Consider the following 17,016-nt stretch of genomic DNA (forward strand, 5'->3'; position numbering starts at 1 on the left):
AGGCCGCACACAACGGCACCGCGGCATGGTCGGAGGCCCAGTACGGCGCATACCTGAAGGTCGTCCGGGCCATCAACAAGCGCCTCGGCAACCCGTGGAACAAGGTCGTCGCGCACAAGGAGTACGGCGCGATCCAGGGCAAGTGGGACCCCGGGAACCTCGACATGAAGCTGTTCCGTCAGCGGCTCCTCCAGGCACCGGATAAGCCGCTCGTGGTCATGAACATGATCGAGCTCGAGGCCAAGGAGAATCCGTGGGTCGGCGTCCGTAAGGCGAAGCCCGGCGCCGGGGGTGAGCGCAAGGTCGGCCGCGACGGTAAGGGCCGGTTCGTCGAGTACGAGAACGCGCACATCTACTTTCACCCGGCGACCGGCGCGCACGCCATCCCGCACGGCGGCCTGTTCGAGGCGTACGCCGAGCGCAAGTGGGAGACCGGCGAACTCGGCTTCCCGGTGCGCGACTTCACCAAGCTCGCCGACGGCGCAGTCATGGCGTTCCAGGGTGGCGTGCTCTACCGCAAGGACGGCAAGGACCACCACGTCGTGAAGGGCGTCATCGGCCAGCGCTGGGCGCTCGAGGGCTACGAGAAGGGCCCGCTCGGCTGGCCGACGTCGGACGAGATCTCGAACGGCACGGGCGGCAAGCGTCAGGCGTTCGAGCACGGCGTCCTCGAGTGGGACCCCTCAGGCGCGGTGAAGAAGATCGGCGACGCCGCGAAGGATCTCACTCTCGTCAACGCGGCCGGCATCCCGCTGGCCGTCGAAGCAGTCGACCTCATCGCGGCCTGAGCCGCACCCACAGAAGGAGTTCTCGTCATGTCTGTACCCACCCCTCGTCTTGTCCTCGGCCGCGAGCCCGCCGCCTGGACCTCCCTCGTCTCAGCCATCCTGGTTCTGCTGACCACGTTCGGGTTCAACATCCCCACCGAGACTCAGGGCGTGTTCATGGCCGCGGTCAACGCGGTGCTCGGTCTGCTCGTGGTGATCTCGGTGAAGGAGAGCGTGTACCCGGCGCTCGTCGCGGTCGTTCAGACCGCGGTGCCGCTGGTCGTTGCGTTCGGCTTGAACCTCAGCGAGCAGCAACAGGGCGCCATCCTCGCGGTCTCCACGATTGCTCTCGGATTCCTGTTCACCCGCCCGCAGGTCACACCGAAGGTGTTGGCAGGTATTGAGCTTCCCGCTGACGGCGTCGAGCGCGAAGTCAACCTCGGCCGATGACCGTGACCTCGAGCGCCAGCGCTTGGATGAACCCCGCCGCGCTGAGTGACATCGGCGTGGTGGGGGTCGTCGTCGGCATGGCGCTCGTGCTCGGTATCGCCTTCGCCCGTGGCTGGATCGTATGGGGATCGGAGATCTCGATCTACAAGACCGCGGCCGAGCGCGACGCCAAGACCATCGCCGACCTCCTCGAGACCAACGCGCGCAACGCGCAGACGATGGCCGAGTGGAATGTCGCCGGCCAGCTCATCGCGAGCCAGTCGAAGGCACTGCGAGAGAGCTTGGAGTCCAACTGATGTGGGGATTCAAGACCAAGGGGGCGAGCGCGCACGAAGTTGATGCGCGCTCGAAGCGAAACGCGCGATCGGCCGAAGAAGCCCGGTCCGAAAGCGCACGGCTCGCCGAACGGGCGCGGCCGGTACAGCGGGAGCTTCGTGACCAGTTGGAACGCAACCACTGGGCCGAGCTGATCTTCGGAAGGCTGAACTAGTGGAGCTGATAGCCGACTGGGCACTTGTGGTGCTCGCCGTGCTGGCCACCGTCTACACCATCTGCTACGCCGCATGGCAGTACTGGTGGAAGGAGCGGGTGTCACTCATCTACCTAGGCAAGTCGACCCTGATGTCGCTGGTCTTTCTCCAGATCTCGGCGTCAGTGTGGGCGGGTACTGACTATCCGGGGCGGGCGTGGATTCGATTCATCCTGTACTCGGGTGGCGCGTGATGATGCTCGCGCTCCTGGTGATGCTGCTGGTGTTGCAGTACAAGACCCGCCGTGACCGTTGGCGGCAGGCGACTTCCGCCGGCCATGGCAAGTGTGGCGCGACGAGATCCGAGCATGGTGGGCAGGACGGTCATGATCGAACTTCTCTGGGTCGACGGAACTTGGGCACCCCGCGGCGGCTCCCCCGCGTCGGAGGCGCTGCGCCGCGCGCTCGACCCCGCAAGGTGAAGTTCACGTATGTGCCGTACCCGGCCGACTTCGGCCCGGCGACCGGCATGGGCGACCTGTCGTATGAGGAGTCGAAAGCGATCGGCGCGGCAGCGTTGGATCGAGCTGTCACCGAATCCCGCGAACTCGTGGTCGTCGGCGGCTACAGTGCGGGCGCGGCGGTCGCAGTGAAGTACGCGCGCGACATCCTGCCTCGGCGGCCTCGCCATCAGGTGCTCGCCGTCGCGACGCTGGGCGACCCGCACACGCCGGTGCATCACGGCCGGTCCGGGATCGCCGGGGCGCTGCACGTCCCGCGGCCTCGGTTCACCGAGTGGGCGCCGGGTGATCCGATCGCCGACCTGCCGCTAGGTTCACCGCTGCGCACGGTCGCCGACCTAACCGGGTGGATGTCGGTGCGCACACCCGAGGCCGCCCGCGCCTGGGCGTTCAAGACCGCTGAACGTCTGGCGGTGGCGCAGCCGTGGTGGAATCCGTTCCGCTGGCCCGATTTCGCGCGTGCGGGGAGGACATCCGCAACTATCTCGGCACTGCGCATTCCACGGACTACGACGGTGGTGGCCACGCTAAGCGGTTGGCCCGCATGATCGAAGGGGTGAGTTAGCCATTACAGCTCCAGATCAGCCCGGTGCTGGTGTACCGGGCAAATACTTCCTGCCCGCGAACCGCCCGAACGGTGCCACGTCAGGCCTGTCGCAGTTCGCGAATGCGGATCAGGCGTTCTGGGATGACTACGCGTACAACCAGTTCAATCCGAAGTTTAAGCATATGGGTGAGCCGGTTGATGTGATCCGGTTGTTGGCTCATGCGGCGACGGCGAACATTGCGTCGATCATCAACGGCATTTTCAATGGCTGGTTTGGTGGCGGTTCGGTTGGTGATCCGCAAGAGGTTCAGTACACGATCCAGGCCATCGCTGACGCCGTCCTCAACGGCTACAACGTGGAAACCAAGGTCACGTCGGGTACGTGGACGAAACCTGAAAACATCACCGAACTGATCGTGGGTCTCATCGGATGTGGGAAGAACGGTTCGGACGGCACCTCCAGTACCACCACCCGCGCAGCTGGCGGCCTCGGCGGTGGATACATTTTCCAGCAACTCGACCCCGAATCAGTGGATTCGAGTACGCCTTACGTCGTTGGCACGAATGGCAATCCGTCCAGTTTCGGCACCCATATCACCACGACCCCAGGGCAGGGTGGGATCTCGACATCGTTCGGCTATTCACCCACCACATCCCTGCCGGGGAACGGCGGCGGTGGTGGTCTAGTGTCCTGAGTCATTAATTGTCATTCGGTTGATAGACTGGGGAATGGCAACCCGGGGTCCGCGAGCAGTGGATATTGTTCTGACCGATGACGAGCGCCGTGAGCTCGAAGGGTGGGCGCGTCGGCGAACGACGGCCTCGGGTTTGGCGATGCGATCACGAATCGTTCTCGCTGCCGCAGATGGCGGGTCGAATACCGAAGTGGCACAACGACTCGGCCTCAACCGAGGTACCGTGCGGCGATGGCGAGGCCGGTTCGTCGAGCACCGCTGCGAGGGGTTGCTCGACGAACCCCGGCCCGGGCGACCTCGAACCGTCGGCGACGAGCAGATCAAAGACCTGATCACCGCAACTCTCGAGACCACTCCGAAGAATGCGACACACTGGTCGACTCGGTCGATGGCTGAGCATCTCGACATGTCGCAGTCAACTGTTTCGCGTGTATGGAGAGCGTTCGGATTGGCTCCACACAAACAGGATTCGTGGAAGCTGTCGAAAGATCCCATGTTCACCGAAAAGGTCCGCGACGTCGTCGGGCTCTACATGAACCCACCCGAACGTGCCCTGGTGCTCTGCGTTGACGAGAAGACCCAGATCCAAGCGCTCGATCGCACCCAGCCGATCTTTCCCATGCTCCCGGGCACCCCGCAACGGGCCAGCCACGACTACGTGCGCAACGGCACCTCCAGCCTGTACGCGGCGTTGGACATCGCGTCGGGCAAAGTCATCGGTTCGCTTCACTCACGGCATCGCGCAACGGAATTCATCGGATTCCTCCGCAAGATCGACGCCGAGGTACCCGACGAGCTCGACGTCCACCTGGTCATGGACAATGCCTCCACCCACAAGACACCCGCGGTCAAGCGATGGCTGACCGCGCACCCGCGGTTTGTTGTCCACTTCACCCCCACCAGCTCATCCTGGATGAACCTCGTCGAACGCTGGTTCGCCGAACTGACCACCAAGAAACTCCAACGCTCCACCCACCGCACCGTACGAGCACTCAATGCCGACATCAGAGCGTGGATCGAGACCTGGAACGACAACCCCCGCCCCTACGTGTGGGTCAAGACCGCTGACCAGATCCTCGACTCCATCGCCCACTACTGCACACGAATTAATGACTCAGGACACTAGCAGACTCCGGCACGAATGGTTTGGCGGGCGGGTCAACGCCTCTCGGCGCTGGTGGGACTGCGGGGGCAGGTGCGCCTAGCGGTAACGGTGGACCCGGTGGTGCAGGCGCGAACGTGTCGCCGGCAACTCAAACGAAGTGTGGCGGCGCCGGTGGTGGTGGCGGTGGTGGTGGTGGCCGTGTCAGCTTCCTCAACTACAGCGGCGGAGCTGGCGGCCCGGGCGGCTATCCCGGCGGTGGTGGTGGCGGTGGTGGTGGTTCGAACGGCGGTACCGGCTCATTCGGCGCTGGCGGTATCGGCGCTACCGGTGTGATCTGGATCTTCTGGAGATGAGTATGAAACCAGCAACCCTTGTGGCTGAAGCTCTTCCGCATATGCCGCCGATCACGAACCTGTACTCCACGGAGGATGGGTTCCTGTTGGTGTTGGTGGTGGAAGTGCCTGACATGACTTCGATTCTCACCAGCATGGGAATGCAGGTTCCCGTCTCGCGGTCGCATCTGAAACCGGATGTGTCGGTGTTCCTGTCGGATGAGCGTGGCCAGGTCATCGACTACGACGGTGACCCCGCCAACGGTTTGACCCCGATCCTGTCGACTGACTCGAAGTCGTTCGCGATGACCATCAACCCCGACCTCGCCACCCACGCTGATGCTTTGGCGGCACTCGGATATGAACTCACAGAACAGGAGACACCATGACCACCGTCACCCTCGGATGGGAGGGAACGAAAGCGGAAATCCCCCTCTACCAGAACAGTGACCTGGTTTTCTCCCTCGACCCCATCGACGCCACCTCCGGCAACATCACATCGTGGCCGGTCGGTGCAGCATCGACCCTCTACTTTTTCGAAGGCGACCCCGTCCGGAACGCCACCACCCCCATCATCTCCATCCCCGGCGTGGTGGAACCACCCTCCATCGACTATGTGGTGCAACAGGAAACGCTGGCCCCCATCATCGGGCGGGCCACCCACTTCCTGCTCACGGTGTCGATGCCCGAAACCCCCACCCAGGAATATCCCCTCTACTACGGGAAAGCAGTCCGCCGTGTCTGAGTGGACCGACGACAACGGCACCCGACATTGGATCGACGATCACGGGCGGGAACACGTCGACCTCACCGCCGAACAAACCCTCCACCTCGACATCAACTACAACCTAGGAGAATGACATGGCACTCGCCACCAACGCGATGAAAACCGCCCTGCTCAATGCGTATGCAGCGCAGGGAACGTGGATTTCCCTGCACACCGCCGACCCCGGCAGCACCGGCGCATCCGAGGTGTCGGGCGGTACCCCCGCGTATGCCCGCCAGCAGACGACCTGGGGGACTCCGGCGTCGGGTTCCATGACCGGGTCGAAGGTGTCGATCAACGTGCCCGCCACCACCGTCGTCGCGGCCGGCGTGTACTCGGCGCAAACCTCCGGCACCTATTTGGACAAACTGTCCATCCCCTCCACCACAGTCAGTGCGAACGCCACCATCGACGTCACCCCCACGATCACCATCACGTAGATGATCGTTCTGGCAGGCAGGGTGGTGACGGCAGTCCCCAACCGTCCCTACCTGTTTACGGCGGTACCGGTTCCGCGGGTGGGTGTGGTGCTACCTGCTGCACCCCACACGCGGGTGGTGGTACCGGAAGCCCGGCACACTGGGGTGAGGTTGCCGACGGCCCCGCACTATCGGACCCGCCGGCCCCGCACCAAAGAACGGTTGATGTCCGGCAACACCATCACCGTCACCGCTGCGGGTGTGGTGTACGCCCGACTCTGCGTGGACTATGCGGAGCAATCCGTCCAGGTGGGGCAGTCCGGGAAACTCGGTGTCGGCATAGCCGGTACCGGTTCGGGTGTGGTGGCTGGTGTGGGTGTGGTGCGTGCCCGTTACACCCTGACCGCAACCAACACCATCACCACCGACACCAGCAGCGATGGCCGCGCCCGCTACACACTCGACGCTACACAAGCGACCACTGTCACCCCTGCAGCGTCGACGGCAACTCTCTACACCCTGACCGCCACACAAGACATCACCATCACCCAACCTGTCGTCACCCGCCCACGCATTGAGCTGGATGCAGCACAAGACATGGTGGTGGCGCCGACAGCATCGTCAGTGCCATCGGTGGGATCGGTGAATGCGGATGCCTCCCAAACGTTCGAGGTGACGTCTGTGGCGGTGGTGAGGGTACGACACACCATCTCCGCCACCCAAACCACCACCGTGGGGCAGGCCACCGAACTGGGTGGCCTACGCGTACCGTTAGCCGCTTCTCAAACGGTGGCTGCCGACCAAACCGGTACGGCGCGGGCACGCTACACGCTGGCGGCACTGCAAACCATTAATGTCGCCGACACCGCAGACCTGCGCCCCCAGCTCGCCGCCGCCAACACTGTGACTGTCACTGGCACAGCCACATCCCGACCCCGCCACACCCTGACCGGCACCAACAGTGCTGCAACATCGAGTGCCGCGACCGCCACCCTCGTCACGTTCACCCGTCAACGCATGCAGAACGGGTCAGTATCGAACTCGTTCCTCCCGTATGTGCAGGTGACCGGGTTCACCTCTGACCCCACCTATCCGGCGACGGTCACCAACAATGCGCTCGTCGTGAAGGGCGCCGGGAACGTCACCCTCACCTGGTCGGCGACTGGTAACGGCAACATCAAAATCCAACGCAACGGTGTCGACGTCGGCAGCGTCGGACTCACCGGCACAGTGTCGTTGACCGTCGCCGCAGGCGACCAACTCACCATGTGGCATGCCTCGAATGGCGGACCTCAGTCAGTGTCTGGCTGCTGGATCAACATCACCCCCGCATAAGGCGCCCGTCTGCGGTACCCCCCCTCCTGTTCGAAAGGAAGTTCATGTCCGGACGTTTGACTGGTGTGTATCAGCTCCCCGATGGGGGGTTCCCGCCGCGGGATTCGAAACTGTGGATTCGGGTGCCGGTGGACCGCAACAACGCTGGGGTGACCGTGTACTCGGCGCCCACCGTCATCCCCATCAACCCGCCCACGCACCCGTCCGCCCCTGGTTTCTACGACTCGGGGTTGCTCCCTGAGGGTCCGTACCAGGTGCAGAAGGCGATCTTCGGGGCGAAGGATTACCGGTCGAAGTGGTATTCGGTTGTCCTGACAGAAGGTTCGCACACGCTGCAGGAGTTGATCGAGGACTACGACCCCGACGCCTACACCCCAGCCGTGGTGAACGCTGTCGCCACCCTGCGGGACGAGACCCGCACGGCCCGTGATGAGGCAGCCCAAATCCTGGAGGACGTGACGGCAGGTGCGGTACCGGATTCGGCGGTGGCATCGAAGATCACCGCCGAGGGGTCTGCCTCCCGTGCCGCGGTCGATGCCCGTGTCGCAGCAGGCACCACAGGCTTCCTCACACAAGAGGTAGCTGAGGAAACTTATGCTCCGCGCGTGGGGGGCGTGTTCTTCGTCGGCGAGCACGGTCTCGTGGGTGACTGGGCCGGGGGTGATGCCAACTCGGGGAGTGGCACTAATGACACCGCCGCGTTGACTGATCTCATCGCTGCCGTGCCTGACGGTTCGACGATCGTCTTCGATGCCACCAAGACCTACCGCCTCGACCCCTTGTCGATCACCGGTAAGTCACTCACGCTCGACTTCAATGGCGCACGGGTTGTGACGAAAACGATGGACTCCGGCGACCTGTCGGTGGCCAGCCCCTTTATCTCGTGGTCGTCCACCGTCGGCCCTGAGGTTGATCTCAGCAGCTCGGGGTTCGCCCGTGGAGCTACCGAGGTAATCACGAACCCTTTCTCAGGATCGAACGGGTTCTCAACCGACGACCTGGTCATCGTCCGTGACCGATACCCCGTCGCCCGGTGGGACACTGGCGCGAACGCCTCGTGGGTCGGACGCGGCGAGGTCAACATCGTGCAGTCGATCACGCCGTCCACAGGAACCGTGCGCCTCCGCATCCCCCTCAGCCACCAGTACCAGGCCAACTTCTCCGTGGTCCCCACGCTGCAACGCATCTCGACCCCGGTCCGTCCGGTCGTCAAGAACATCGGACTCATCATCGACACCAACCCCGACGGCATGTACACCGGGGACATCGAGACCTCAGGCGGTCACCTGTTCTACTTCTACGCCTGCGTGGACCCCCGAGTGGAGAACGTGCGCGCCGAGGGGTGGGAGAACCACATCGTCAACTTCAACAAGTGCCTGCGCCCGCGAACCATCGACATCGAGGGGCGAAACCCATTCCAGACAGGATCAGGGCACGGGTACATCGGGCGCATGACTCACTGCGTCGATGGCGAGTTCACCCGTAGCGTCGCCTACGGGACACGACACGTCGCCAACTACGTGGCGTCGGCGCGGTGTGGGTCGCGGTCGTGCCGGTCGTACCGCCCCGCTGGGGTGTCCTACCAGACCCACGGACTGCGGTCACGCGACATCTACTCGGTCGATGACACCGTGGTCGGCGGCGACTCGTCGGGCTGGTCACACGGCAACACCACCTACGCGGGCGACTACGGGTATCGCATTCTACGACCGCGCTACTACGGCACCAACAACGGTGTTCTCGCGCGCTGCGGCAGCACTGGTACACGCATCATCGACCCCGAGATTCACACCACAGCCAAGGGCGTGGAGGTGTCGAGCCTCGCGTCAGACGTGATCGTGGACCTCACCCAGGGGACCATCGAGATATTCGGAGAAGCGGGGACGTCCTACGCGGTACACGCCGCCGATGTCAACGGCAGCGGCGAGTACAAGCCGGGCTCGGTCACCGTCCACGGCCCCGGCGATCTCGTTGGAACTCGCGCCCTGGTGTCCCTCGACGTGACTGGTGCGGCCCGCATAGGTGGCGTCGAGTACGACCAGGGCGACGACCAGTTGCAGCGATGGGACGGCACCGACTGGGCCGAAGTCGAATCCGGTGGCGCAGCAGGCGTCACGCTCGATACCGACCAGACGATCACCGGGGCGAAGTCGATGGCCGAGGTGGGATTCTTCGGCACGTCCGCGCTCGGCACGAAGCCGTCCGCAACAGACGACCTCGGCACCGTCCTGTCCAGCCTTGGACTTCGCACTGCTGGTGGTGCGTATCCGATCACGACCTCGGGGGCGGTCGCTCTCACAGGCGGATTCCGTACCGGGCTCGGCAATCGATCCGGTACCTACAACATCACCACCAACACCGCGCCGTTCAACATGTGCGATGCCAGTGGTGGAGCGTTCACGATCTCACTGCCGAACACCGGATCGGCTGGGTATCGCTTCACTATCAAGAAGATCGACGCCTCAGCCAACGCGGTCACCGTGTCCGCGCCGATCGGCATCGACGGTGTGCCGACCCTCGTGCTCACCGATCAGTGGGAGTGGGTGGAGGTCGTCAGCACTTTCACCACAGGCCAGTACATGATCGTCGGTCGGGGCTGACCCCCGCCCATAACCGGAATCGGGACACCGCTGTCACGGCTCCCAGGCGTCGCCGAGTACCGCGGCGAGCCGGTCGGTGAGGTCCGGGGCCTCGGCGCGCTGGGAGTAGACCACGTCGTCGCATTCGACGGCGAGTGCGAGTAGGTCGGGGTCGGGTGGTGTCCATCCGCCGTCGGTGGCTTGTGTCATTTCGGCTTGCTGGCGGCGCATCTGTGCGCGTATGGCTTCGGCTGCGGCGCGTAGTACGTCCCGATCGGTCACCAGGTGATCATACGGGTTTCGTGAAATGTGTTGCGCTGCAACAGAAGTCGATGCTACTGTTATCTCACAAGTTCAGAGCGGGTGAGGTTCAGGAACACACACTGATCGTCGGAGCGCGATGCGCCGGCCACTGATAGGAAACACTGGGAACCCGATCGCAGAGCGTCATGATGCGACACCCGCTCTGAACTTGGACAACCTTGAACGCCCCATCCTCTTCGTGAGGGTGGGGCGTTTTCTTTGCGTTGAGGGGAACCCCGCCACCCCGCGGCTGCGTCCAAGGCTCATGACTCCACGCATCCGCATCTACCGACCACCCTACGATCCGGACTGCCCCGAATGCCGGCGACTGGTGGAGGACTTTGGGGGAGACGCCAGTCTGTTGGTGTCCCCAAAGTCGGATCAAAGTGCGGACTGGACGGACTGGTTCAGGACGGACGCAGAATCTCCCGCTCCGCATTCACGTCCACCAACTCACTCAGTGATACCTGATCGAGGCCAAGGGTGAGCTCTGTGACAGTACGTGATGTGACCTGCCGCCAGCGGCCCTTGGCAAACACAAAGTCACCCTCCTGGATGTCCTTGAATAGCGTGGGCACCGGACCATTCGCGAGTGCGCTCAGCCATTGACTTTCCCTGCCACCGTTGCGCACTCCGCAGGTCAGCGGAGGTGACTGACACTCTGCGCGGCCCCAGACTGTGGGCCGAGCGCGTACCTGAGTTCGCTCCTCGCGGCTGATGATCTGCGATCCACACGCGCACGTTCCGAATTGCCGGGTGTTGCCTGTGAGTTGACCCATGTGGGGATCTTAATGGCTTGCCCGGCAAGGGTGGGTGTGTCACCGGAGAAATAGGCCACAACCTGGGACAATAGGAGAATGACCGTAGCCGAACTGATCGCCAAGCTGCAGCAGATGCCCCAGGATGCCACCGCCTGTATCGACTGGGCGCAGATGGGCGTGTGGTCTGAACCTACGGGCGGCTACTACTACGGCGAAGCCGAGAGTGTCGTCCTCCATGACGGAGACGTGTACATCACCTCTGGTGAGGTCGAGCCGTGAGCGCGCCTGAGCTCAAGGACGAGTGTCTCGTGGTTCCCGGGCAGGGATGCCGCAACTTCCGCCCGGCACACCGGCGTGAAGCCCACCCCGCCGACACCTTCTCAGAGGTTCGTGTCGCCGACCACGGCGATCGGACCTGGGAGGCTCGCGAGTTCTCCGTCAACGTCCTGTCTGGCCGCGACTGCCCGTTGAATGCGGAGCTGTTCCCTGCCCAAGCTGAGGCGCAGGTGTACGCCGACGCCCGCAACACGGGCTATCTCCACACCGGCGCAATGATCTGCGTACACGAATGGCGGTTGGAACAGGCGAGGGCGGGGAACGATGCTTGAGTTCAAGGTAGGGGATCGTGTGCGGACTGTTGTCGGTGACCACACTGGGCGAATCGTGGACTTCGTACCTGGAACCGACTGGCCCATCCTCTACGTCACCAACTCCACCAGCCATCCCGAAACGGTTGGCGAGTATGTACCCAACGATCCCAGCAAGCTCGTACGACAGGACTGGACCGATGCCTGAGTTCAAGGTAGGGGACCGCGTGCGGGTGACCTCACTAGGGAACGCCGAGGCGGCTGGGAAGATCATCGCCCAGGAACGCGTGCCCGACCTACTGCACCGGGTGGAGTTCACTCACGCCACGGCATGGGCGCGGGAGTTGTTCGGCGACGGGTGGTGGTTCGCCGACACCGCGCTGGAGCACATCGACTGATTACGAAGGCTCATGCCGCTCTCCATCGACGTGTATGTACAAGTACAGCCACCCAGCGTGGTGCTGGATGGCTGTACTTGAATGCCTTGGCTGTAACCGTGGCTGTAGTCGAGAGCCTGTGTGGTCTCTGACCTGGAGCGGGTGACGGGAATCGAACCCGCGTAGCTAGTTTGGAAGACTCGCGACGGAGGGGACTGGACCTCACTTTGCGAGATACACGTAAGTCTAAACGTAAGCGTCGGAGTGAAAATGCCCTCTGACCTGGAGCCGATGACGGGAATCGAACCCGCGTATTCAGCTTGGGAAGCTGTGTTTAGGGGTATGCTCATGGTGGGTCTACTGTCAAGGCTGAGCGAATACCTGCAGGTAACTGAAGTTTTCACGAGTTTGTCTAGACAGCGCATAGACTGGGGTAAACGTAAGTACAAACGTAAGTGAGCCGATATGCCCCCGAAGAAGCGCCGTAGGGCGAAAGGTGAAGGCGGACTGTACCAACGGGCCGACGGCATGTGGATGGCGCAAGTCCTCCTCCCCGACGGCAAGTACTACCAACGTGGACGCAAGAAATACGCCGACGCCGTGGCCGAACTCGCAGCCATGCGGAAAGACCTCGCGAACGGCATCCTCCCCAACGCCGGCCAGATCACCGTCGCCCAGTGGCTGGACTACTGGGTGGACACGATCGCCGCGCCACGCCTGAAACCCCGCACCCTCGCCACCTACCGGTCCACCATCAAACACCAACTCATCCCGCATGTCGGGTCGAAGAAGCTGGGGAAGCTCACCCCCACTGATGTTCGCCGCATGGTCAACCACGTCGCCGACGCACACACCACCCGCACCGCCCAAGCCGCCTACTCAGTGTTGGCGAAAGCGTTGGGGGATGCAGTGAAAGACGGGAAGATCGGCAACAACCCGTGCGAGCGTATGGACCGCCCCCAGGCCCGCTCCGAGGAGCGCGTTCCCCTCACTGTGGAGCAGGCACGGGCAGTGCTTCTGCATGTGGCGTCACGTGACGCAACAGACGCAGCCCGCTGGTCATTGGCCCTACTGACCGGTGCCCGCCAAGCCGAAGCTTTGGGCCTCACCTGGGATCGTGTCGACCTCGGTGTGGGTGTCATTGACATCTCGTGGCAGTTGGCCCGGTTGAAGTTGAAGAAAGGCCCTCGCCCGCAAGGTGACGTGTATCCGCGGGAAGCGTTCGACGTCCCCGACACCTTCACCTTCACCCCGGTGCACTGGACGGCGTGCCTGGTGCCCACGAAGACGTCGGGGTCGCGTCGGCTGGTGCCCTTGCTGCCGCCCGTGGTTGCTGCGCTCACCGAATTGTGGGAGCAGAAGGGCAACCCGTCGCAGGGGTTGGTGTTCACCCGGGACGATGGGGCGGCCATCCAGCCCCGCGACGACACCCTCGCTTGGAAGCAGCTGTGTGTACAAGCCGCGGTAGTGGGGAAGGTGGAGGACGCGCCGGATCAGCACGCCGCCCGCCACACTGTCGCCACCCTCCTGCAGGAGGCCGGCGTGGAGGAAGCCACCCGAATGGCCATCTTGGGGCACACCACCACTACGTCGCACCGGCAGTACGCGCACACCTCCACCGACCTCACCCGCGCCGCCCTCGGGCAACTCGAGAAACTACTCGCGCTTCCCGACGTCTAGCAGTTGGCGTTGGCGAATCGGCGACCCGGCACATACGCCGAGTCGACAGTCCGGCCATCCAACTGCACCTGACACTGCGCCGACCATCCACGCGTCTGCATCGACGAACCGATGAGCTGACGGCCGGGTGAGGTGAACGCCCGGTGGGTGTGGTAGCGCGGCCCGGACCCGATGTTGATCAGTGTGGGCTGGAACACCACATCTTTGGCGACGACGAGACGTCCGCCGGCCGCGTAGTAGGCGATGTCGTTGCGTGGGGTGTCGGAGGAGAAGAAGTAGCGGACGTGTTCGCCGGGGAAGGCGATGGTCGGGGTGATGTCGCGGGGTGCGGCGTCGGCTACTCCTGCGCCGAGGGTGGTGGTGAAGAGGGCTGCTGCTGCCAGGGCGATGGCGCGTTTCATGGGGTTCTCCGGGTTCGTAATCACCGCAGACGGTTCACCACCTGCGGTGAGTAGCTTAAAGCTTCCTGAGTGTCCAGGAGGCGGTTCACAATCTGCCAGAACCGGGTGAGGCTGATGCCGAACTCGTCTCGCACCTTCTGCTCGAGGTTGCCGGCGTAGTTCCATCTCCGCCCGGCCAGGTCGAGCATCGCCTTCTCTTCGTCCGTCATGCGACGTCACTCCACGACCAGTCACCCTCGGTCGCCGCTTCGATCTCGGCGACCTCGATCGGGTCCAGGTGTTGCATCCGCGTCCACGCCGTCTGCTCGTCCACCCACAGATGCTCAGCGAGCTCAGGCAGTGACGGGTGACGAAGCCAACGGAAGGCGTCCACCAACTGCGGGAGTGTGATCAGCCGGCGAGCCGTCTCACGCTCAATCGTGTCCTCATCAGCGTCAGGCATCTCCCGGTGCAGCAGCTCGTGGGTGAGGGTGCACCGTCTCTCCGCTTGGGTGAGGCCGCGGTGAATCCAGATGGTGCGCTCGCCGTTGAGCCCCATCGTTCCGGGTGAGAGTCGCTGTGTGCAGTCGATCGCGATGTGCGGGTAGTCATCGCGGGCTGACCGCCAGGGATGCCAGTTCATGTCCGAAATAGGAACATGCACCTCTGACAGAAACGGCCCTGACCTCGAATAACATCAATGAGATTCGTCAGGGTCTTGGGGTTTGAACCGTGGGTTCCGCTTGCGGGCGGCCTTCGCATCCTCGGGCCGCTCAGGTTTGGGGACTTGATTCCGGGAAGGCAAGGCTGTGACCTTGCCGCCGGCTGTGGTCTTCTGCTCTTCACTCGCTTCGCCCGGTGCTCCCGGCGACGCGGGCGAATCAGTTGGTAGGGCATCGGAATCCTCCAGGCTCTCGGACGGTCGGCGATCTGCCGACGCGTCATCACCTGTGAGCGAAGCCGCCACCCTCCGTGCTAGCCGCCGATACTTGCTCGCGGCTTTCCGGGCTTCGGCCACAATCTCCTGCGCCGTCGCGTCATCTACCTGATGGAGACCAGTGCGCCCAAGAAGTCCCGCGGACTGCTCGACCAGTCCAACGAACGTAAAGACGTCCTCGAATGGGATATCAAGTTCGTCGATATTCGGAACCGCCTCGACAAGTAGGTGAGCTGCTAAAGCGATCTGCCGATGGTCGTTCGGTGTAATCGCCTCCGTAGGCAGCTCGCCGTCCTCGATGTACCCGATGTCAGTTAGTACGGCCGAAATGATGTCCGCGTAGTTGGCGCCGGTGATCTCTGAGATCGCACGGAGAGTGGCGACTTCGGGGAGCTGCTTCAACCCGCGCTTCTTCCACGAGTTGACAGTCTGCGGGATGCTACCGATCTGGCGTGCGAACGCCGCCTCGGATGCTCCCGTCCTGTCCAGGTGGGCCTGGACGAACTCCCACAATTTGCTCACGACTCAGAGCCTGCCGTCCGAGTATGAACGTCGCTAGTCATTCGCTCACCCATCCGTCTACCCCACAACGGCCGGAATTGGCGTTTTGCCGTTGACCGTTTCATCCAGTGTTGGACGCCATCATATCCGCTGGCTGCGGAACTACAACGCTGTGATTACTTGCGTAAGCGTCTACCAGTGTCGTATGTTTTATCCATCGACAGTTGACACCAACCCGTTGACCATGGAGGATGAAGTGGCGTCATACAAACGATGGCCGAAAGGCAGTTGGATGAAACTCACATCCGGGGACACTCTCCGAGCACTGATGAACCAGCGCGGATTTTCGATGGCCAGGCTTGGGCGGTATGCCGGATGCTCAAAGAGCTTCATTGGGCACCTCTGCGCCGAGAACAAGACCACGTGCACACCGCAGTTGGCCGAACGCATCGCGGAGGCTCTCGACGTGCCTCTGCATCTCCTTTTCGTGGAGCACGCATCCGCTAGCAATGGACGTAATAGCAATCAACGGCGGGTGGTCGCGTGATCGAGCACCCGCGGTCGGTTGTCCGAGCACTCGTTGCCGACTTCGTAGATCACTCCCGTGCTGACCGCTGCCGGTGCGGGAGCGCGCAGGCCCCCTCCCTCTCGCAGGAGCCCGCGCAGGCCGGGGCGGGGGGAGCCGCCCCGGTCACCAAACCAGTAGAGGGAGTGAACCGATGAGCTACCCGAGCTATCTGCCCGGCGAGCCGGTCGCCGCTGCCGATCAGTTGTCAGCACTGAGAGATGACCTCGAGCAGCAAGAGTCTGTCATCGAGCGAGGTCTCGAGTCGTTCATCGAGATAGGCCGCGCCCTGGCGAAGATCCGTGACGATCGCCTTTATCGGCACGAGTATGCGTCGTTCGAGGTGTACTGCCAGAGCCGGTGGAACCTTAGCCGTAAGCGGGCCTATGACCTCATGAGTGCGGCGACCGTTGTTGACGGCATGGAAGCCGCCCTGGAGATGGCGACGTCACCAATTGGTGACACACCGGCACTTCCGGCCAATGAGGGGCAGGCGCGGGAGCTGACAGGCCTTGACCCCGCTGAAGCCGTGGATGTTATGGCGAAGGTCAACGAGGCCACCGGGGGTAGGCCGACCGCGGCGGCGATCCGTAGCGAGATCGGCAGCCGCCGGATCGATCCGGAACCCGACATCGATGCCGAGGTTGAGGCCGAGCCGGTCGAGATCGCCCCCGGCTTCACCGATGCCGCCCTCGCTGAACTCAACGCTCCCACGCCGACCCCCGCACCGGCACAACCGGCCACGCCGAAGCGTCGGCCCATCACAGATGCTTTCGACTCCGCGACTTTCAACCTGAAGCGCGCTGTCGAATCGGTCAACCGGCTCGCCGCCGACGACCGCCTGAAAAGGAACAAGGACCAGATCAAGGCGTCCAACCTCAGCGATCTGATCCGCGTCCGCGACGCACTCAACAGCGTCATCACACAACTAGAAGGATAG

The 17,016-nt window shown here is 63.3% G+C and carries 27 protein-coding genes; 22 read left to right on the forward strand and 5 right to left on the reverse strand.

What is annotated here, in order from left to right; all coding sequences use genetic code 11:
- From BLU62_RS03385 to BLU62_RS03445, 14 genes are all read left to right on the forward strand, one after another.
- On the forward strand, positions 1 to 788 hold a 788-nt coding region (locus BLU62_RS03385; RefSeq protein WP_074848295.1), incomplete at its 5' end, for an LGFP repeat-containing protein.
- Positions 789 to 815: 27 nt separating this feature from the next.
- A complete protein-coding gene (locus BLU62_RS03390) occupies positions 816 to 1,217 on the forward strand; it encodes a hypothetical protein (protein ID WP_074847976.1) in 402 nt (133 codons plus the stop codon).
- Complete coding sequence (locus tag BLU62_RS03395; protein ID WP_074847977.1) at positions 1,214 to 1,513, forward strand: hypothetical protein; 300 nt, start codon at positions 1,214 to 1,216, stop codon at positions 1,511 to 1,513. The genes BLU62_RS03390 and BLU62_RS03395 overlap by 4 nt, the downstream gene beginning before the upstream one ends.
- A complete protein-coding gene (locus tag BLU62_RS03400) occupies positions 1,513 to 1,707 on the forward strand; it encodes a DUF7620 family protein (RefSeq protein WP_074847979.1) in 195 nt (64 codons plus the stop codon). The genes BLU62_RS03395 and BLU62_RS03400 overlap by 1 nt, the downstream gene beginning before the upstream one ends.
- Complete coding sequence (locus BLU62_RS03405; protein ID WP_074848297.1) at positions 1,707 to 1,940, forward strand: putative phage holin; 234 nt, start codon at positions 1,707 to 1,709, stop codon at positions 1,938 to 1,940. The genes BLU62_RS03400 and BLU62_RS03405 overlap by 1 nt, the downstream gene beginning before the upstream one ends.
- A gap of 224 nt (positions 1,941 to 2,164) precedes the next feature.
- Positions 2,165 to 2,755: a PE-PPE domain-containing protein gene (locus BLU62_RS03410; RefSeq protein ID WP_159441532.1), complete on the forward strand. Its 591-nt coding sequence runs from the start codon at positions 2,165 to 2,167 to the stop codon at positions 2,753 to 2,755.
- Between the two features lie 181 nt (positions 2,756 to 2,936).
- Positions 2,937 to 3,449, forward strand: coding sequence for a hypothetical protein (locus BLU62_RS03415; protein WP_074847985.1), 513 nt, complete (start codon positions 2,937 to 2,939; stop codon positions 3,447 to 3,449).
- A 34-nt stretch (positions 3,450 to 3,483) separates the two neighbouring features.
- Positions 3,484 to 4,575 carry an IS630 family transposase gene (locus tag BLU62_RS03420; protein ID WP_074847987.1) on the forward strand — a complete coding sequence of 364 codons (1,092 nt, stop codon included), beginning with the start codon at positions 3,484 to 3,486 and terminating at the stop codon, positions 4,573 to 4,575.
- 334 nt (positions 4,576 to 4,909) lie between these two features.
- Positions 4,910 to 5,275: a DUF7572 family protein gene (locus tag BLU62_RS03425; protein ID WP_425284523.1), complete on the forward strand. Its 366-nt coding sequence runs from the start codon at positions 4,910 to 4,912 to the stop codon at positions 5,273 to 5,275.
- On the forward strand, positions 5,272 to 5,631 hold the full coding sequence (locus BLU62_RS03430) for an LtfC-like domain-containing protein (RefSeq protein ID WP_074847991.1): 360 nt from the start codon (positions 5,272 to 5,274) through the stop codon (positions 5,629 to 5,631). Before BLU62_RS03425 ends, BLU62_RS03430 begins: the two co-directional genes overlap by 4 nt.
- Positions 5,624 to 5,746, forward strand: coding sequence for a hypothetical protein (locus BLU62_RS34275; RefSeq protein ID WP_280141504.1), 123 nt, complete (start codon positions 5,624 to 5,626; stop codon positions 5,744 to 5,746). The genes BLU62_RS03430 and BLU62_RS34275 overlap by 8 nt, the downstream gene beginning before the upstream one ends.
- A gap of 1 nt (position 5,747) precedes the next feature.
- Positions 5,748 to 6,092 carry a phage tail fiber protein gene (locus BLU62_RS03435; RefSeq protein ID WP_074847993.1) on the forward strand — a complete coding sequence of 115 codons (345 nt, stop codon included), beginning with the start codon at positions 5,748 to 5,750 and terminating at the stop codon, positions 6,090 to 6,092.
- Positions 6,093 to 6,296: 204 nt separating this feature from the next.
- Positions 6,297 to 7,406, forward strand: a complete 1,110-nt coding sequence (locus tag BLU62_RS03440) for a hypothetical protein (RefSeq protein WP_074847995.1) — start codon at positions 6,297 to 6,299, stop codon at positions 7,404 to 7,406.
- A 44-nt stretch (positions 7,407 to 7,450) separates the two neighbouring features.
- Positions 7,451 to 10,006, forward strand: coding sequence for a hypothetical protein (locus BLU62_RS03445; RefSeq protein ID WP_139179975.1), 2,556 nt, complete (start codon positions 7,451 to 7,453; stop codon positions 10,004 to 10,006).
- A gap of 33 nt (positions 10,007 to 10,039) precedes the next feature.
- On the opposite strand, the gene BLU62_RS03450 is transcribed toward BLU62_RS03445, so the two are convergent.
- Positions 10,040 to 10,267: a hypothetical protein gene (locus tag BLU62_RS03450; RefSeq protein WP_074848029.1), complete on the reverse strand. Its 228-nt coding sequence runs from the start codon at positions 10,265 to 10,267 to the stop codon at positions 10,040 to 10,042.
- A gap of 878 nt (positions 10,268 to 11,145) precedes the next feature.
- Between BLU62_RS03450 and BLU62_RS03455 the strand changes: the two genes are divergently transcribed.
- From BLU62_RS03455 to BLU62_RS03470, 5 genes are all read left to right on the forward strand, one after another.
- The gene (locus tag BLU62_RS03455) at positions 11,146 to 11,328 is read left to right on the forward strand and encodes a hypothetical protein (RefSeq protein WP_074848014.1); all 183 of its coding nucleotides are present in this window, start codon (positions 11,146 to 11,148) and stop codon (positions 11,326 to 11,328) included.
- Positions 11,325 to 11,657 carry a hypothetical protein gene (locus BLU62_RS03460; RefSeq protein ID WP_074848012.1) on the forward strand — a complete coding sequence of 111 codons (333 nt, stop codon included), beginning with the start codon at positions 11,325 to 11,327 and terminating at the stop codon, positions 11,655 to 11,657. The genes BLU62_RS03455 and BLU62_RS03460 overlap by 4 nt, the downstream gene beginning before the upstream one ends.
- 55 nt (positions 11,658 to 11,712) lie before the next feature.
- Entirely contained in the window at positions 11,713 to 11,844 is a 132-nt protein-coding gene (locus BLU62_RS34280) for a hypothetical protein (protein WP_280141505.1), read from the forward strand.
- On the forward strand, positions 11,837 to 12,034 hold the full coding sequence (locus BLU62_RS03465) for a hypothetical protein (protein ID WP_074848010.1): 198 nt from the start codon (positions 11,837 to 11,839) through the stop codon (positions 12,032 to 12,034). Before BLU62_RS34280 ends, BLU62_RS03465 begins: the two co-directional genes overlap by 8 nt.
- A 444-nt stretch (positions 12,035 to 12,478) precedes the next feature.
- A complete protein-coding gene (locus tag BLU62_RS03470; RefSeq protein WP_244278049.1) occupies positions 12,479 to 13,693 on the forward strand; it encodes a tyrosine-type recombinase/integrase in 1,215 nt (404 codons plus the stop codon).
- Here BLU62_RS03470 and BLU62_RS03475 read toward each other — a convergent pair.
- The 4 genes from BLU62_RS03475 to BLU62_RS03490 are packed head-to-tail and all read right to left on the reverse strand — an operon-like array spanning position 13,690 to position 15,532.
- Positions 13,690 to 14,094 carry a hypothetical protein gene (locus BLU62_RS03475; RefSeq protein WP_074847958.1) on the reverse strand — a complete coding sequence of 135 codons (405 nt, stop codon included), beginning with the start codon at positions 14,092 to 14,094 and terminating at the stop codon, positions 13,690 to 13,692. The genes BLU62_RS03470 and BLU62_RS03475 overlap by 4 nt on opposite strands.
- 20 nt (positions 14,095 to 14,114) lie before the next feature.
- Entirely contained in the window at positions 14,115 to 14,303 is a 189-nt protein-coding gene (locus BLU62_RS03480; protein WP_074847949.1) for a DUF3263 domain-containing protein, read from the reverse strand.
- Positions 14,300 to 14,716, reverse strand: a complete 417-nt coding sequence (locus BLU62_RS03485) for a hypothetical protein (RefSeq protein ID WP_074847925.1) — start codon at positions 14,714 to 14,716, stop codon at positions 14,300 to 14,302. The genes BLU62_RS03480 and BLU62_RS03485 overlap by 4 nt, the downstream gene beginning before the upstream one ends.
- A 54-nt stretch (positions 14,717 to 14,770) precedes the next feature.
- The gene (locus tag BLU62_RS03490; protein WP_074847923.1) at positions 14,771 to 15,532 is read right to left on the reverse strand and encodes a hypothetical protein; all 762 of its coding nucleotides are present in this window, start codon (positions 15,530 to 15,532) and stop codon (positions 14,771 to 14,773) included.
- A gap of 271 nt (positions 15,533 to 15,803) precedes the next feature.
- On the opposite strand from BLU62_RS03490, the gene BLU62_RS03495 reads away from it, so the two are divergent.
- Genes BLU62_RS03495 through BLU62_RS32355 form a run of 3 tightly spaced genes read left to right on the forward strand, consistent with a single transcriptional unit; the run spans position 15,804 to position 17,016 of the window.
- Positions 15,804 to 16,058 carry a helix-turn-helix domain-containing protein gene (locus BLU62_RS03495; protein ID WP_074847921.1) on the forward strand — a complete coding sequence of 85 codons (255 nt, stop codon included), beginning with the start codon at positions 15,804 to 15,806 and terminating at the stop codon, positions 16,056 to 16,058.
- Entirely contained in the window at positions 16,055 to 16,234 is a 180-nt protein-coding gene (locus BLU62_RS34800) for a DUF7324 family protein (protein ID WP_425284520.1), read from the forward strand. The genes BLU62_RS03495 and BLU62_RS34800 overlap by 4 nt, the downstream gene beginning before the upstream one ends.
- Entirely contained in the window at positions 16,231 to 17,016 is a 786-nt protein-coding gene (locus BLU62_RS32355) for a hypothetical protein (RefSeq protein WP_139179908.1), read from the forward strand. Before BLU62_RS34800 ends, BLU62_RS32355 begins: the two co-directional genes overlap by 4 nt.

Source organism: Gordonia westfalica, from assembly GCF_900105725.1.
Lineage (GTDB): Bacteria > Actinomycetota > Actinomycetes > Mycobacteriales > Mycobacteriaceae > Gordonia > Gordonia westfalica.

What these genes read in the sequence shown, in the direction of transcription:
- BLU62_RS03390 (WP_074847976.1), top strand. Translation starts at nt 816, where the DNA reads ATGTCTGTACCCACCCCTCGTCTTGTCCTCGGCCGCGAGCCCGCCGCC.
- BLU62_RS03395 (WP_074847977.1), top strand. Translation starts at nt 1,214, where the DNA reads ATGACCGTGACCTCGAGCGCCAGCGCTTGGATGAACCCCGCCGCGCTG.
- BLU62_RS03400 (WP_074847979.1), top strand. Translation starts at nt 1,513, where the DNA reads ATGTGGGGATTCAAGACCAAGGGGGCGAGCGCGCACGAAGTTGATGCG.
- BLU62_RS03415 (WP_074847985.1), top strand. Translation starts at nt 2,937, where the DNA reads ATGGGTGAGCCGGTTGATGTGATCCGGTTGTTGGCTCATGCGGCGACG.
- BLU62_RS03420 (WP_074847987.1), top strand. Translation starts at nt 3,484, where the DNA reads ATGGCAACCCGGGGTCCGCGAGCAGTGGATATTGTTCTGACCGATGAC.
- BLU62_RS03425 (WP_425284523.1), top strand. Translation starts at nt 4,910, where the DNA reads ATGAAACCAGCAACCCTTGTGGCTGAAGCTCTTCCGCATATGCCGCCG.
- BLU62_RS03430 (WP_074847991.1), top strand. Translation starts at nt 5,272, where the DNA reads ATGACCACCGTCACCCTCGGATGGGAGGGAACGAAAGCGGAAATCCCC.
- BLU62_RS03435 (WP_074847993.1), top strand. Translation starts at nt 5,748, where the DNA reads ATGGCACTCGCCACCAACGCGATGAAAACCGCCCTGCTCAATGCGTAT.
- BLU62_RS03440 (WP_074847995.1), top strand. Translation starts at nt 6,297, where the DNA reads ATGTCCGGCAACACCATCACCGTCACCGCTGCGGGTGTGGTGTACGCC.
- BLU62_RS03445 (WP_139179975.1), top strand. Translation starts at nt 7,451, where the DNA reads ATGTCCGGACGTTTGACTGGTGTGTATCAGCTCCCCGATGGGGGGTTC.
- BLU62_RS03455 (WP_074848014.1), top strand. Translation starts at nt 11,146, where the DNA reads ATGACCGTAGCCGAACTGATCGCCAAGCTGCAGCAGATGCCCCAGGAT.
- BLU62_RS03465 (WP_074848010.1), top strand. Translation starts at nt 11,837, where the DNA reads ATGCCTGAGTTCAAGGTAGGGGACCGCGTGCGGGTGACCTCACTAGGG.
- BLU62_RS03470 (WP_244278049.1), top strand. Translation starts at nt 12,479, where the DNA reads ATGCCCCCGAAGAAGCGCCGTAGGGCGAAAGGTGAAGGCGGACTGTAC.
- BLU62_RS03475 (WP_074847958.1), bottom strand. Translation starts at nt 14,094, where the DNA reads ATGAAACGCGCCATCGCCCTGGCAGCAGCAGCCCTCTTCACCACCACC.
- BLU62_RS03480 (WP_074847949.1), bottom strand. Translation starts at nt 14,303, where the DNA reads ATGACGGACGAAGAGAAGGCGATGCTCGACCTGGCCGGGCGGAGATGG.
- BLU62_RS03485 (WP_074847925.1), bottom strand. Translation starts at nt 14,716, where the DNA reads ATGAACTGGCATCCCTGGCGGTCAGCCCGCGATGACTACCCGCACATC.
- BLU62_RS03495 (WP_074847921.1), top strand. Translation starts at nt 15,804, where the DNA reads ATGAAACTCACATCCGGGGACACTCTCCGAGCACTGATGAACCAGCGC.
- BLU62_RS32355 (WP_139179908.1), top strand. Translation starts at nt 16,231, where the DNA reads ATGAGCTACCCGAGCTATCTGCCCGGCGAGCCGGTCGCCGCTGCCGAT.